Origin of the sequence: Falsiroseomonas sp. HC035 (genome assembly GCF_050563525.1) — a bacterium.
Lineage (GTDB): Bacteria > Pseudomonadota > Alphaproteobacteria > Acetobacterales > Acetobacteraceae > Falsiroseomonas.
Genome location: NZ_JBNXUN010000028.1, coordinates 17,818 through 31,579, shown reverse-complemented (window position 1 = coordinate 31,579; position 13,762 = coordinate 17,818). Strand labels below are relative to the sequence as shown.

Sequence of the window (13,762 nt, the reverse complement as noted above, 5' to 3'; positions counted from 1 at the left end):
ATGCTTGACGCGCGTGCCCACGATTAGAGAAGAACGGCTACAACGAGAGCTTCAACGGCAAGCTGCGAGACGAGCTGCTGGACCGGGAGATCTTCTACTCGTTGCGGGAAGCCGAGGTGCTGATCGAGCGCTGGCGGCGGCACTACAACACGGTCAGGCCGCACAGCGCGCTGGGCTATCGGCCGCCGGCGCCGGAAGCGGTGTTGCCTGGGCCGGCTGGCCCCGCCTACGCTCTGCTCCGGCAGGGCCAGCCGGCCAGGCCAGAACACGGGCCAAGTCTCTCATAGCCCGTGGATCCCCGATCGGGGGCAGGTCAGGCCGAGATCCTCGATGATCAGCGGAGAGACCGAGGCGATAGACTGGAACTGGAACCCCATGCTGACCCGTGCGGTGGTCAGTACCGCCAGCGCGAGCCACCGCTGGTCTAGACCTGCGCGCATCGCGACCGGACCTGTTGGCGGTCGGGCATCATCCACCACCAGCCGGCTCAACAAGCTTCCAGTAGGAATCCTTCTTGACCACCTTGCCGTCACGGAAGTCGTAGAAGTCGCAGCCGCGGACCTCGATGCGTTCACCTGTCGCCGCGAGGGTGCCGCGGAGCGTCCACTTCGACATCCCGGTGTCGCCAGTCACGTAGTGGGTGTCGTCGCCATAAACGACGTCAGGAATGCCGGTGAAGCGGCTTTGAAGACCCTGCCTGACTGGACCAAAGCCCTTGTGCCGGGCGCCCCACGGCTCCGATCCGCGCGGCATGTCCAACACGCAGTCCTCGGCGAAGAAGCCCATGATGCCGTCCACGTCGTGCGCGTTGAACGCGGCCAGGATTGCTTTCAGCAAGTCAGTGCTGGGTGCGGGCGGCATTTCGTTGTCCTCTAGGTCGGTGTGAGAGTACTCCGGTCCGCCAGCCTGCACGGCTGGAAGCCTCGCATCCAAGCATGATTTGAGGGGTGTTCTGAGGCTCCCGGGCCAGTCGGCCAAACCCGCGCGGCGAATTCTGCCAGGCCCCGGCTCCATGATCTCCAAAGATCCCGTGTGGCTCGGGGCTCAAAACTGCGAGGAAGCGCGCCGCGTCGCCACGGGACCGCTTATTGGCCCGCATCGTCGTCTGCCGTCGGCTCCACTTCCGACGCCTCGCCGTCCCCAGGCTGCGGCGTCCACCTGCCGCCGGCGAGCTGGTCGAGTGTGCTGCGGGTGCGGCGCATGGCGGCTTCGGTGTCGCGCAGGGCGGCGTCGAGGTCGCTGTAGTCAAAGGCTGCGCGCGCGACCGGCTCGAAGGCCGCGGCCGGCCCGGCCGGCGGCGCCGCTTCGATGCCCACCGGGTTCCGCCGCGGCCGGCCTGGGCCGCGGCCGGGTTCGGGCCGGCGTGGCGGCGCCACGGCGGCGGCGAGCGGCGCCAGGCCGCGGAGGCCGAACAGGCGGCGGGCGGCGCGGCCGGTGACCTCGACCACAACGCCGTCGCGCTGGAGGCCGTCGAGGATGGCGCCGGCGTTCTTGATGGCGATGCCGAGCGCCTGGGCGAGGGAGGTGGCGGAGAGCAGCGGCAGGGCGGCCAGGAGGTCGACGGCGGCGGGGGTGCGGGAGTGGCGGCGGCGGCCGGCGGTGGCGTGGCGGGCGGCGGTCCAGTTCCGCTCGAGATCGGCGAGCAGGGCCAGGGAGTCCTCGGCCTCCTCGGCGAGGGCGTGCAGAAAGACCGGGATCCAATTCGGAAACGTCCAGTCGACCTCGGCCCGCAGCGCGTGGGCGCCGGTGAGCGGCAGCGGGGACCGCAGCAGGCCGGTGGCCATCCAGTGGCGCGGCAGGGCGGCGCGCAGCGGCGCCCGGGCGCCGCCGGCCTCGAGCCAGCGCCAGGCGGACGTGGCCGCGTCCACCAGGGCGACGCCGGAGCCAGCGCCGTCGCGCAGCGCGGTCTCCGCCGCCTGGATCTCCTCCTCCTGGTCGCCATCCGGCGCGGTGAGCCAGCGGTGCAGGGCCAGGGCCGCGCGGCCGGCCTCGAAGACCGCCCCCGCTTCCGCGAGGCTTTGCGCCCCCAGCATGCGGCGTGGCCGCAGGCCTTCGGTCAGGGCGGCGAGGTGCCAGGGGTCGATGCGGAAGCCGTCGACCGCGGCCTGGCGGCGGACGGCCTCGAGCCGGGCGCGGTGCAGCAGCGCCGGCCGCAGGGGGTGCCGGGCGCTGGCCTGGTCGAGGCGGGCGGTGGCGGCGGCGGCGCGCGCCAGGGCGGGGAGCAGCGCCGGATTTTCGGGCCACGGCGCGGAGGTGGTCATCGGGCGAAAGGCTTTTCAGGTGGTTACGGTCCATGGTGACCTTAACCCGGGAATAACATCAAACAAGCCGAATAATGTGCTGGACCGCCCTCCCCTGCCCCGGTTGTGCTGCACGAAGATGTCCGATAATGGAAGTTTATCGGATATAATCCCGGCGAGATGCCGCAAACATGCCGCCGGCTTGCCACGCCGCCTCCGCTTTTCCCGGGTTGCTGGAATGACGCAACGGACAAGGGACCAGGTGAGATGAAGAGGGCCGTCGAGGTTACGATCGAGACCCGGATCGTCGAGGCGGAGGCGAAGCTGGTCCGGCAACGGAAGATCGTGGCGGACAGGGTGGCCAACCAGCAGCACGAGGCCGCGGCGATGGGGATGCGGGTGCTGCGGATCATGGAAGCCAGTCTGGCGCTGCTGCGCGACCATCAGCGGATCGAGGAACAGCGGCGTGGATCCCGGCCCGCAGGCCCCACCCCACGCCCGCCCTTGTCGGTGATCAGGAAGGCGCCGCCCAAGGCAGGTCCAGCACACCCGCGGTGAGGCGGTCCTTGCCGCGGGTGAGGCCGCCGCCGTGAGACAGCGCGGAACGGATCGCGCCGCTGGAGCATCAGATGAAGGTCTGCGACTTGGCACCCGGCGAGAGCCTCACGCTGCACCGCGCCCCCTGCCAATCGACGGTGAGATGGTCGAAGGCCGCGCTGGAACTGGCCGTTGGCGCCCAGACGCCGCTGAACAACATCGGGCTGCATGACCGGCTGCGTTGCCGGGGCTGCGGCAGAGCGCCTTCGAACACGCGCCCGTCGTAGCAGCCCGCTTGATCCGCGCCATGCGATGGAGACCACTCTGGACCGGTTGCGTGACCATCCGCGGATCGCGGAGCAGCGGCCGCCCCTCGGCGCGTTGAAGTGAAACCAGTTCGATTGAGATTCACTAAACCCGCGGAATGCCGGAAACGGTGAAATGATCGCAGAATCAGAGCACCGGGACGAGGTCGCCGACCTGGCATTTCATCTGAAACAAGTGGGCTTTGGCAAATCGTCGACACGCATAGCCCTCATGATCTTGGACCTGGGACTGGAACGACTTGACGATCTGAGACCGCACCACAGGAGAAAAGCACTGAGCCTCCCCAATTTGGGGCGAAAGACTTGGGATCAGGTCGCGAAGGCTTTGCAATTCGATGATGAGTCCTGTGACCTGGATCCACCGACCCGCGAGGCCGCGCAAACACTCTTGGATCTCGGCTGGATCCTCGTGCCGCCACAGGGCTGGCGAGGCTGGAGACCGCCGAGAGGTTACGGCGAACCCGGAAAGTCCCCCGCTCGTCCAGCCCTCGGCGCGGCTGACGGCGACCAGCGGACCAGACCGGCGCTGTCCGGAGAAGGGCGCAGCGGGGGCGGGCCAGGGCCAACCGGCAAAGCCGCCCCCGCTGCTGTCCAGAGCCGGTGATCTCGCACCGACCGGGGACCAGATTGACATGGGGCGGCCTGGTACCGGACCAAACTCACGTCACCAGGAACCGCGCGCCACCGCGGGCGCTAGGAGGCTATCCTGAAGCACCCTGACACTGGCCCTGGCATCCCTGCCGGGGCCTTTCTTTGTCGGAGCCATCGGAGGAGCCGGCATGCGTCCGCCTGGATCCAGAGAGCCGGAAGTGCGGCACGTCGCCAGCTTACAAGGCTTTTTGTATTGTCATCGAAATAGTAACACTTTGCGGACTATCCTCCGGCATATGCACCATGACGTGCCCTGTCCTTGTTGTTGAAGACGAAGCCCTGCTGGCCATGATGGTTCAGGATCTGCTCGTTGAGAACGGGTGCGAGCCGGTCATGGCCGCGAACGGCCGGGAAGCGTTCGCGCTCATTGCCCAGGCCCGGATCTTCGATCTCGCGGTCATCGACCTGAACATCCCCGACGGCGACGGGGCCACCGTGATACGGGCACTGTGGAACCGATGGCCGGTGCCGGTGATCGTCAGCACCGGCTATCAAGACCTGTCGCACGAAATGCGCGAGGCGCTATCGCCCTTCGCCGGTCCGCTCGAAGTGATATCGAAGCCTTGGAGCGAAGCCGTGTTCCTCGATCTGGTGCGGCGGCTTCTGCGGCATGCGCAGGGACGCCCTACCTGATCGGCCGCCACGCCTCCGCCTCGACCCCGGGCGCGCTGCTATGCGGGCCGGCGGCAGGAACGAAGGTGGCGCAGCGGGAGCGGACGGACGGGACCACCCGCCCCCGGCGCATCCAGAGCCGCCGTAACTCTCGGCAGCCGGGATCGGACACAAGGCGGGTCCGGCAAGCCCGGTAAGCACCAACCCGGTAGACGTACCCGGCATCGCGGCAAGAGCCGCCACGGCCTCATCATACCCGTGGGGTTCCCAAGTCGGCGGCCGTGGTAGCCAGGAGACGTGTGCAGCGGTAGCGCCGCGCTGAACGAACCAAGCCCGAGAGACGATCGTTTCTCGGGCTTCTCTCTGTTGTACAAAAAAATTTGTATTGGGTATATTTTTGCGGTTTTGCGGTTGATGGAGGCAAAATATACGTTATGGTACTGTTACTTTGCGGCATCGTGGGAAGTTAGGGGAAGACGCCACATGGAGGCTGACACGAATTCTGACGAATTTAATGGCACGCCCGCCGAATTGCGGACGCGTGACCTTGTGATCGTGACGGCTGCGTTTTTCTGCATGTTGCCCGTTATCCTTCTAATTTGCATGTTAACGTGGCTCATCGGCCAAGTCAGACCAAGTCAGGCCAAGGTTGCCACCCAGCCCAAGGACGTTTCGGCACTTAGTCTGGCCCCGGCAAAAGCAGAGCAGATAACCAGTGTGGGGATGGCGACTTAATGATTGGCGGATGGGCGTTCGCCGTACTTGGCAAAGGTCTTCAAGCTACAGCTCCGCAGGAACAGGTCCATCTCCTGTTTTCCAGATGACCTGGACTGCGGCAGCAGGCCCGAGCATGTGTTGGCCGTGGTGTGCCGTCGTCTCACGCTATGAACAAGGCAAGCCTCGGCTGACCCGCGGTAAGGCTTAGCGCCGCCAGAACGCCCGCCAGACCCGCGCCAGCGGTCCGCCCTGACGCCACGCCGCCAGCTCCTCCCGTGCCGCCTCGCGCTCGGCCTCAATCCGCGTCGCCCGCTGGCTGGACGCCTTGACCTGCCGCCGGAGCGCCACGGCTTCTCCCTCGGCGGCAGCCGCCTGTCGAACCGCATCGAGAAGCTTTGCTTCGGCTCCGTTCACCCGCTTGATCTCCGCCTGAAGGTGCGTGACGAGCGCAATGAGGAGCCAGGGAGGATCCGGGTCAGCGTCTGGGACGACGCTGTCCTGCGGCTTCACGTCAGGGACAACAAGCCTGTCCGCCATACCCGCCCCCGCGTCGCGGTAGATGACCAGGATAGGTACCGCGACACGCCCACATTCTACTCGGCAAGCCGCTTGATCTCGAAGAGCTCATTGGGCTTGCCGCGGGATCAGGATCGCCGGGCAGGAGGCGCCGCCGGAGGCGCTAAGCATGTGTCGAAGACATGATGCTGAACCACCCTGGCCCTGGCCCTGGCGCTGTCCGCCGGGGCCTTTCTTTTTGTCAGGGCTATCGCATCGGCCTGCTAGGTCCGCTCCGCCTCCACGCGGCGCCGGCGTGTTCCTTCCGGGACGGAGATCCGAAGCCGGGTGGCCCGCGCCTGCACTAAAGCAAGCGAACTCCTCAGCTGTTCGGCAATCAGCTTCGGCGGCGTGTTCATCTCGGCCCGACGCCGGAGCGCCTCGTCATCAGCCTCTGTCCAAGGCTTGCGGGCATTGGCGACGGGTCGGGGTGCGGCCATACGGCGTCAGCGCGCCGTGGCGGCAAAGGTCGCCACGCTACCAAAACGATCTCCACCCATCGGCCTTGATTCGGAGCGCGAGCCACGTCTCGCCAGCATTCACGCTCCGCAGCGAAAGTGCGGCAATCCCGGCGCCTTGCCGCAATCTGGCAACGCAGCCGGGCTAGCGCATCGGCGTCTAGCGGTCCCGCCTGATCCAGAAGAGCGGGAGGATACGCAGCGAGGCGAAGGGGGCGGGCCCAACCCCGCTGCGATCCAAGACAGGCGTAACGCTCGCCAGTCCGGGATCTAGTTTGCGGTCAGGCCCGCGCTACCTGCCGGCGGCGCGCCACGCCCAAGGCGACGAGGCCAAGTCCGAACAGGGCCAGGCTTGCCGGCTCTGGCACGGCGGTGATGGTGGCGGAGAAGGTCACCGTCTGCGGGATGCCGCCCTGCGTCGAGAAGGCCAGGTTGCCCTGAGTTGGGTCATAGCCGGTCAGCGTCGCCGTGCCGGTGCCGAGGATGTCGATTGCGCCGGGGCTGCCGCCGACCATTACCGCGGTGGCGCCCGGATCCAGCGTGAAGGTGCCGGTGATGCCGGCATTGCTGATGGAGAAGATCTGGCCCGAGGACACGGTTGGTGAGTAGGTGATGCTGCTGAGGGTCACGCAGCTAGTGCATGTGCCGAGGCCGGCGAAGTCGCCCGTGCTGACGAACAGGCTACCGGCGGAGGGGAAGGTGATCTGCGTCGGCGAAACGTTGTTGGCGCCCGCGATGGAGAGGGTGCTGCCGGCCGCGATCGGGCCTGCCAGGGCCGGGAAGGCGGCGAGTGCAATGGCTGCCACTGCGCCGAGTAGTGCCTTTTTCATGTCTTGCATTCCTTGCCAAGATCCGCCGACGAGCCGGCTGGACAGCAAGGCCATAGCAAGCAGCGTGCCAAATTCATAAGAAATTGATAATGAACAATAAAGCTGCAGCGATTTAAGAAAATGAGCCTAAAATGTAATGTCTACCGTCTTTGTGGAAAGTTCCGGCTTCAGATTGTCGGTTTTTGTCCGAGTTTCTCTAAGAAGCGGCGGCCGGCGAACATGTCCGGATGGTCCTGATACTGCGCGCCGGGCTTGCCAAGCATCAGCCGATCAGTCTCATCGCGCGCGCCTCCGCAATGCTCCGCGCGAGGCGGCCAGCGTTGAAATCTTTCGGGCAGTAGAGCCGCAGCGCGTGCTCAAAGGCTTTAACGAAGGCGCGGAGGTCCTCTCAATCCCTTCGGACACCAGCCGCCGGAGACGCATGACCTACCCCCCTGCCCCCGCCGCCCCGCGCCCCGACACCCCGCCGGCGCTGGCCGACCTCGCCGCCACCGCCGACCGCGCCCGCGGCTACGCCCACCAGGCCCGCGCCGCCAATACGCGGCGCAGCTACGCCATCGCCTGGACCGACTTTTGCACCTGGTGCGCCGGCCATGGCCTGGCGCCACTGCCGGCTGCCCCCGAGACCGTCGGGCTCTACCTCGCCGACCGGGCGCAGACCCACCGCCCGGCCTCGCTGCGGCTGCGCCTGGTCGCCATCGGCCAGGCGCACCGCCTGCAGGGCCACAGCCTCGACCCGCGCCACCCCGCGGTGCGCGAGGTCTGGGCCGGCATCCGGCGGGCGCATGGCACCGCGCCGCGTCAGAGCACCGCGGCGACCAGCGAGGTGCTGCGCGACGCGCTGCGCGAACTGGCCCGCCGCCCCGGGTTGCGGCCGCTGCGCGACCGCGCCCTGCTGCTGGTCGGCTTCGCCGCCGCCCTGCGCCGTTCGGAACTGGTGGCGCTCGACGTGGCCGACCTGCGCCCGGTGCCCGAAGGCCTGGTGCTGACGCTGCGCCGGAGCAAGACCGACCCGGACGGCGCCGGCACCGAGATCGCCCTGCCGCACGGCCGGCACGACCTCACCTGTCCGGTGCGGGCCGTGCAGGCCTGGCGGGGAGCGGCCGGGATCGCGTCAGGGGCGGTCTTCGTCTCGGTGACCAAGGGCGGCCGCGCCACCGCCACCCGCCTGTCTGACCGCGACGTGGCGCGGGTGGTGAAAGCCGCCGTCGCCGCCGCCGGCTACGACCCCGCCGGCTTTGCCGGGCACTCGCTGCGCGCCGGCTTCGCCACCTCGGCCGCCCGCGCCGGCGTGCCGGAGCACGCCATCATGCAACAGACCCGCCACCGCTCCGCCGCCACCCTGCGCGGCTATGTCCGCCGCGGCGGATTGTTCTTGGACAACGCCGCCAGCAAGGTCGGGCTGTAAGGCGGACGGGCGCCAGCGGTGCCCTCTGCCTGCCCGGCCCCGCCAGGACTGGCTTGAGGGGTTCTGGAGCGGCCCGGCCGGCGACGCGACCGGCAGGTTGCGTCCGCCAGGGCGTTCGGCGGGCGAACGCCGATCGCCGGTTCGGAGCTGTTCTCCGGCGCAGGTCAGACGACGTCCTTGAGTTCCTTGGCCGCGCTGAAGGCGATCTTCCGGCTGGCCTGGATCTCGATCGGCTGGCCCGTCCCCGGATTGCGGCCGGTCCGCGCCGGCCGGTCGCGCACCTGCAGGATCCCGAGCCCGGTCAGACGCACCTTGTCGCCGGCCTTGAGGCGCGTGGTCACCGTCTCGACCAGGCCCGCCAGCACGGCCTCAACCTGCTTCCTGGTCAACTCGTGCGCCTCGGCCAGTTCGGGCGCCAGCTGCTTGAGGGTCACGGTGGCTGCGCTCGGTGTCTTGGTCGGCGTGGCGGGCTGCGTCTTTGGCATCCAGAAGGCTCCATCACGGCATGTGGCCATTGCGCAGAAGAAGCTGCCCCTCTGCCGGATCCAGAAAGCACTGCTGACGGATCTTTGTAAGAGTAAGATTCTACATCCGCCAATCGCCCCAAAGGTGAAGTCCCTGATCTTTCAGAACCCGCTTCCGCACGCTGCTGCGCCGGAGCAGGACGGTGGCGGCGGTGGCGGAACTGGGCGTGGCCCCATGGTCGCGGGCGAGGCGGCGGCATCTGCCGGTCCAGGCGACGGTGCACCCCTCACCCAGCGGTGGGCTGCACGGCGAAAGGGACGGCGGCTGCGCCGCTGAGGCCGGCCCTCCGGGGCGCTGCGCTATGCTTCGTCAGGGGCTTTGCTTTGCGGCCCAGGCTCCGCCGCTCCTACACCTCCACCAGGGGCACGATCGTGGTCTTGGACCAGCGACGGCTGTGCAGGCTTTGGCACCGGACCCAGGCTTGCCACGCCGCCTGCGGCGCGGACGGCTACATCCACATCGGCTGACCACCACCGCGGCGATTGAGAGCCGAGGTAGAATGATGCGGCCGGAAGTTTGCCCGCTTTGATAAGGCGCGGCAGGCGGTCCACGCGCACGCCGATGTACGCAGCGAGTGTCTCGCGATCCAACCAGCAGGATTTCGTCGCTTCCAAGAACCTGTCCCTCCCAAGGCTATTCGGTGCCGGGTAGATTAGGAGAGCACGACATCTACCGTCGCGTTCCCTTTTTTGAACAGATTGTGAGACGGAACCACTGCCGGCAGCGAGCAGGCTCAGGAATGACGTCCGCTAGGGGAAACGAACCTCCGACTTCCGCGGCGGCCATCAGCCGGTTCTGCGGCAGGCCGGCAGCACCCCTTGGCAGACGGCCGATCAGCGGGTCGAGCGGCGCCCGCGGCCTCTCCTGCTGCGCCGTGGCGCCGGTGCAGCTGCCTGGTCAGGTTCTCGATGAACTTGCCTGCGCAGCGCGCGGCGTATGCTTGTTGCCCTGGCAACAGGATCATGAGACGGCGCGACTAGGTCCGGTGGTGGCCGGCCTGCGCCGGGGGATAGGCGGCGTGCGTTTCGGCTTCTAGCCGCTCGCGGGCACGATGCCAGTATTCTTCCTCCCTGCCCTCCGGCCGGCCCTCCAACTCCCAAAGCAGGAAGGCCCGCTCGCGAATGGCCTGCTCAAGATCTTGCTCCGCTTCAGGGTCCGGCCGGGCACTGTTCTCCGCATCCGACATGCTGACCTCCATGGCCGACAGCCCGGACTCAAGTCTTGGATCTTCGCGCGGCGCCCTCAGGGGCCACGGACAAGTGTGTGGAGAGAAAGGGTCCGGTGCTGGTGGAGTCGCAGCTCTCGATTGCATAATAAGAACATTTTGAGAGGCGCCCATGATCAACCGCGCGAGCTTCACCTTCACCGTCAAGGAAGCCGGCGACGGCCAGCCTGACCGACCCTTCATCCTGTTCGAGCCGAAGGGGGCTGACATCCCGCAGCTTCGCGGCATGATGATCACCTTGGAACTGCGGCCCGGCACCACCTACGACGAGGCCAGGGCACTCTGCGCCTCGATGCAGGCCAAGGTGTTGGATCTCGTCGTCCAGCCGGCCCCTGCATAGCCGGCGCCAGGCTGGACTTCCGACCGCCGGCCTGCCGAACCTGCCGGCAGGCCGGATCAGCCCAAGCGGTACACTCCTGCGGAAGTCACTCAGCCCCTGGGCGGTCCAAGCCGTTGCTTGGGATCGAGCGCGGTCACGGCACTCGCCGACTCCCCGTCGTGGGGCCTCGATTGCACGGCCACTCGATCGACCAACGCCCGGAAGGTGGCGGCGGGATGCAGTGCTGCAAAATCCACCGCGTTGAAGCGCGCGCCACTTGCCAGATCCACCACGCGGACCGTCATTCCATTCTGGGAAAAGCAGGCCGCGGCGTCGATCGCATCGCCGGGGGTGGCCTTCTCCACGGACAGACTCCGCTCTGCCATATCCAACAGAACCAGATATGCCATCGGCGCCCCTCCACTCGGCCTTTATCCCGATACTTTCGGAGCGCCGCGACGGATGCAGTATCGCCTGCACGTGATTGGCATGACCATCAACGAACAGCGGCCGTGCCGGCGGGGCCACTGCCACGCGTGCGGCAGCACGTCACGGAACAGCTTGGTGATGCTGCCGCCGGACCGGGAGAGGCGGTCGTCTGGGCCTGCCGGAGCCTACGATCGCCGGTCGTGGAGGCGCCGCTTGCCTGCCGCGACGAGGCCTGATGTGACCAGGCCAATGAGAGGGCCGCAGCAGGAGTGGCTCGTGCCCGGCGGCGTGGGACAGTCCGGTTGTCCAACGAGCCGGCGGCGCAAGGCTTACCCTTTTGCGCCACACTGCGGGGGCACCGTGCTTGCCACGCTGCAGATCACAGGCGCGGTTGGGCAGGCCATGAGCAAAAGGTGGGATGGCTGGCCCCTCAGGCCGGAGATCAGCGGCTGGCACTGGGTGGAGGATGCGGGCGGGCTGCGCCCCCTGCTCTGGCGCGGCGATGACTGGCCGGAGACGGTTGATCGGCAGGAGTGGCAGGATGGCGTGGTCATCTGCGCGCCGGCCGACCTGCGAGGTGATCGCTACTTCGGCCCGGTGGCGATGCCGGAGGCGGTGGCGGACCGGTTCCAGGTGATGCAGATCGCGCCCCCTGCGCCACGCGGGCCCGGATCCTGGGCGCGTCGTCTCAGACTGTCGTGAGTGGCCGGCGCCCCTGATCGAGGTCCGCGGGCGTCACAGAGGCGCTGGGCGCGGATCTCCCCCTGAAGGGGTGCCGGGCATCCATGCGTGACGTGCCAGGTACAGACGGGGCTACGCGGCCGAGAACAGGCAACTGGCGGCGTAGGAGATGCCGATCCAGAGCGGCAATGTCGGTTTCGTTTACGAATCTTCCTTGTTGCCACAGACCCCCCCTATTTCGTTGCAATAAATTGCAACGTGATCAATACGTTAAGCGACCGCAAAGCGCTGGCACGAATCCTGCTGCATGTTTCGTAGTCGAACGAGACACCTGCAGGAGCTTCCCATGGAAATTCCCCTAACCACCCTCGCCGCGTCCGTGCTGGCGGCAGGTCTTGCCTTCGCTGCTGCGCCAGCCTCGGCGGCGATCATCTACGCCGGAGCGAGATAACGCAGGGCGTCCTCTCCCTCGTCGTCTGTGACATTCCGCACCTGCCATCCACAGCAGCTTCACCATGCCGCCTCAAGGACCAGAACGATGCAGGCTGCCAACAAGACATTTCCGGCCGGTTTTCGTAGCGCCGCGATGGATGCGGGCCAGCAAGCCATGCCGGCGATGAACGGTGGGTCGGAAGTCGGGCGGGTCGTGGCGGTGATCCCGGGCAATCGCTCACCCACCTCCGCCGACGCCAGCGTCGGCAGCCGGATCAAGGAACTGCGCCGCGCCGCCGGCCGGACGCAGAAGGAGATCGCCGACATCGTCGGTGTCACCGGCGCGCAGTTCCATCGCTACGAAACGGGTGCGACGCGGATCGCGACCAGCCGCCTTCTCGGCATCGCGACGGCGCTCGGCGTGCGGCCGGAAATGCTGATGGGCACCTCCGCGCCGCGGTACGAGCCGATGGTCGACTTCATCGACGGCGCGACGGATGAGCTGGTCGAGCTGGTGCAGGTGTTCTCCACCATCAGCGATCCGCGTCGCCGTGCCGCGCTGATGGCATTCGCCCATGCCGTTGCTCGCGGCCAGCCGCCGCAGACCGCGGACCAGACGCCGGAGTAGCGGCGGGTCAGGCGGCAGCTGATGGATCGCCGCTTAGGCCAACGCTCCATGAGCGACATGCCGGGCCCCAGCGGGCGCGCCTGGCGCCGGGGCTACGCCGCCGAGAAGAGGAAACTGGCGGCATAGTAGATGCCGATCCAGAGCGGCACGGACATTGCCGGCACGAGCACGATCCCTCTGGCCATTACGAGCCCTCTTCTCTCGATTCCGTGAGAAACCTTAGGAGGCGGTCCCGGAGCGCACAAGGAACTTGCGCCTCTCCGCCTGCGCGCTCACCTCCCCAACTCATGCCGAATCGCCCTCTGGTTGCATCTCCACGAAGTCAAGAAACCAGGGCCTGCTAGTTCGTAGCCTTTTGTCGGATTGCATATTTGATGCTGTCATCACGGAAACGTGTGATGATACCTCCGGCCCGCACGCTGCCCGATCCCATCGGCCGGCCGCCGCTCCTGGAAGGCCGAAACCATGCAAGAACGCCCTCCCTTCATCGCCGGCTACGTGAAGGTCGAAATCCGCTCGCGCCTCCCCAAGACCTGGGGCTGGTCCATCCTCCGCGAGGCCAACGGCATCGTCCTGCAGCACTCCGACCAGCCCTTCCGCTACGCCGAGGATGCCTGGCAGGCCGGCCAGGCCATGCTGCGGACGCTGGCGATCCCGGCCGATGCCGCCTAGCCGCCCATGATGAGCCCCTGCCCCACCGTCTCCGCTGAACCGGCCCCGCGAGCAGCACCGCCGGCCCCGGTCAGGGGCCTGAGCGTCGGCGCCCCGGACGGGGGCCTGGCGGCGTGGCCGCTCGAGTGGGTGCTGGCGGCGATGCCACCGGGCGAGGCGCTGGACGCCAGAGAGCTGCTGGCGCGCCTCCAGGCCGGCGGCGCGACCGCACCGGCCCTGTGCACCCTGCAGCACCGGCTGCATGAGGGCTGGATCGAGGGTTTCGTGGAGCGGCGTGGCCCCGGCCGCTCGTGCTACCGCCGCATCCCCGGCGTCACCCTGGCCGCCACAGCGGCAGGCCAGACGCCGTGGAGAGCCAGCGAGCGCGTTTGGCCGGCCGGGGGTGACCCACCTGCGGCAGGCACATGACCTCGCGGATTGCGTTGCGTTCTGCATCAGCCAGTCGCACCGGACCGGAACGGGCCGGATTTCTCCTGCCGTCTTGAGCGGCAGATCGTGTAATCGACATGTACCCAGA

17 protein-coding genes and 1 pseudogene are annotated in these 13,762 nt (G+C 67.6%); 9 read left to right on the top strand and 9 right to left on the bottom strand.

The annotated features are described in order from the left end of the window. Positions 1–29 precede the first annotated feature (29 nt). Positions 30–287, top strand: a pseudogene (locus ACLF3G_RS27645) (integrase core domain-containing protein); the annotation flags it as partial. On the opposite strand, the gene ACLF3G_RS27640 reads toward ACLF3G_RS27645, so the two are convergent. The 3 genes from ACLF3G_RS27640 to ACLF3G_RS27630 all read right to left on the bottom strand — a co-directional run bounded on the left by ACLF3G_RS27640 (position 282) and on the right by ACLF3G_RS27630 (position 2,261). Next, on the bottom strand, positions 282–440 hold the full coding sequence (locus ACLF3G_RS27640) for a hypothetical protein (protein WP_430672604.1): 159 nt from the start codon (positions 438–440) through the stop codon (positions 282–284). The pseudogene ACLF3G_RS27645 and the gene ACLF3G_RS27640 sit on opposite strands and share 6 nt — an antisense overlap. A 28-nt stretch (positions 441–468) precedes the next feature. Beyond that, entirely contained in the window at positions 469–837 is a 369-nt protein-coding gene (locus ACLF3G_RS27635) for a nuclear transport factor 2 family protein (protein ID WP_430672603.1), read from the bottom strand. A gap of 248 nt (positions 838–1,085) precedes the next feature. Beyond that, entirely contained in the window at positions 1,086–2,261 is a 1,176-nt protein-coding gene (locus tag ACLF3G_RS27630; protein ID WP_430672602.1) for a hypothetical protein, read from the bottom strand. A gap of 246 nt (positions 2,262–2,507) precedes the next feature. Here ACLF3G_RS27630 and ACLF3G_RS27625 point away from each other — a divergent pair, with 246 nt between their 5' ends. Then, positions 2,508–2,798, top strand: coding sequence for a hypothetical protein (locus ACLF3G_RS27625; protein ID WP_430672601.1), 291 nt, complete (start codon positions 2,508–2,510; stop codon positions 2,796–2,798). A 67-nt stretch (positions 2,799–2,865) separates the two neighbouring features. Here ACLF3G_RS27625 and ACLF3G_RS27620 read toward each other — a convergent pair whose 3' ends face one another. Further along, complete coding sequence (locus ACLF3G_RS27620; RefSeq protein ID WP_430672600.1) at positions 2,866–2,997, bottom strand: hypothetical protein; 132 nt, start codon at positions 2,995–2,997, stop codon at positions 2,866–2,868. Between the two features lie 1,000 nt (positions 2,998–3,997). Here ACLF3G_RS27620 and ACLF3G_RS27615 point away from each other — a divergent pair. Continuing rightward, the gene (locus ACLF3G_RS27615; RefSeq protein WP_430672599.1) at positions 3,998–4,387 is read left to right on the top strand and encodes a response regulator; all 390 of its coding nucleotides are present in this window, start codon (positions 3,998–4,000) and stop codon (positions 4,385–4,387) included. A gap of 900 nt (positions 4,388–5,287) precedes the next feature. Here ACLF3G_RS27615 and ACLF3G_RS27610 read toward each other — a convergent pair. Beyond that, the gene (locus ACLF3G_RS27610) at positions 5,288–5,593 is read right to left on the bottom strand and encodes a hypothetical protein (protein ID WP_430672598.1); all 306 of its coding nucleotides are present in this window, start codon (positions 5,591–5,593) and stop codon (positions 5,288–5,290) included. Positions 5,594–6,377: 784 nt separating this feature from the next. Then, positions 6,378–6,926 carry a PEP-CTERM sorting domain-containing protein gene (locus tag ACLF3G_RS27605; protein WP_430672597.1) on the bottom strand — a complete coding sequence of 183 codons (549 nt, stop codon included), beginning with the start codon at positions 6,924–6,926 and terminating at the stop codon, positions 6,378–6,380. A 421-nt stretch (positions 6,927–7,347) separates the two neighbouring features. On the opposite strand from ACLF3G_RS27605, the gene ACLF3G_RS27600 reads away from it, so the two are divergent. Continuing rightward, positions 7,348–8,334 (top strand): tyrosine-type recombinase/integrase, encoded by a 987-nt coding sequence (locus ACLF3G_RS27600; RefSeq protein WP_430672596.1) that lies wholly within the window; start codon positions 7,348–7,350, stop codon positions 8,332–8,334. A 164-nt stretch (positions 8,335–8,498) separates the two neighbouring features. Here the strand turns inward: ACLF3G_RS27600 and ACLF3G_RS27595 are convergent, their stop codons facing one another. Together ACLF3G_RS27595 and ACLF3G_RS27590 are read right to left on the bottom strand one after the other, a co-directional pair. After that, complete coding sequence (locus ACLF3G_RS27595; RefSeq protein WP_430672595.1) at positions 8,499–8,819, bottom strand: HU family DNA-binding protein; 321 nt, start codon at positions 8,817–8,819, stop codon at positions 8,499–8,501. Positions 8,820–9,835: 1,016 nt separating this feature from the next. Then, on the bottom strand, positions 9,836–10,045 hold the full coding sequence (locus ACLF3G_RS27590) for a DUF2934 domain-containing protein (protein ID WP_430672594.1): 210 nt from the start codon (positions 10,043–10,045) through the stop codon (positions 9,836–9,838). Positions 10,046–10,196: 151 nt separating this feature from the next. Between ACLF3G_RS27590 and ACLF3G_RS27585 the strand changes: the two genes are divergently transcribed. Next, the gene (locus ACLF3G_RS27585; protein ID WP_430672593.1) at positions 10,197–10,424 is read left to right on the top strand and encodes a hypothetical protein; all 228 of its coding nucleotides are present in this window, start codon (positions 10,197–10,199) and stop codon (positions 10,422–10,424) included. An 89-nt stretch (positions 10,425–10,513) separates the two neighbouring features. On the opposite strand, the gene ACLF3G_RS27580 is transcribed toward ACLF3G_RS27585, so the two are convergent. After that, positions 10,514–10,813, bottom strand: coding sequence for a hypothetical protein (locus ACLF3G_RS27580; protein WP_430672592.1), 300 nt, complete (start codon positions 10,811–10,813; stop codon positions 10,514–10,516). A 421-nt stretch (positions 10,814–11,234) separates the two neighbouring features. Between ACLF3G_RS27580 and ACLF3G_RS27575 the strand changes: the two genes are divergently transcribed. From ACLF3G_RS27575 to ACLF3G_RS27560, 4 genes are all read left to right on the top strand, one after another. After that, positions 11,235–11,534, top strand: a complete 300-nt coding sequence (locus ACLF3G_RS27575; RefSeq protein ID WP_430672591.1) for a hypothetical protein — start codon at positions 11,235–11,237, stop codon at positions 11,532–11,534. A 517-nt stretch (positions 11,535–12,051) separates the two neighbouring features. Continuing rightward, entirely contained in the window at positions 12,052–12,573 is a 522-nt protein-coding gene (locus ACLF3G_RS27570) for a helix-turn-helix domain-containing protein (protein ID WP_430672590.1), read from the top strand. Between the two features lie 465 nt (positions 12,574–13,038). Beyond that, complete coding sequence (locus ACLF3G_RS27565; RefSeq protein WP_430672589.1) at positions 13,039–13,245, top strand: hypothetical protein; 207 nt, start codon at positions 13,039–13,041, stop codon at positions 13,243–13,245. A gap of 6 nt (positions 13,246–13,251) precedes the next feature. Next, complete coding sequence (locus tag ACLF3G_RS27560; RefSeq protein WP_430672588.1) at positions 13,252–13,653, top strand: hypothetical protein; 402 nt, start codon at positions 13,252–13,254, stop codon at positions 13,651–13,653. Positions 13,654–13,762 lie beyond the last annotated feature (109 nt).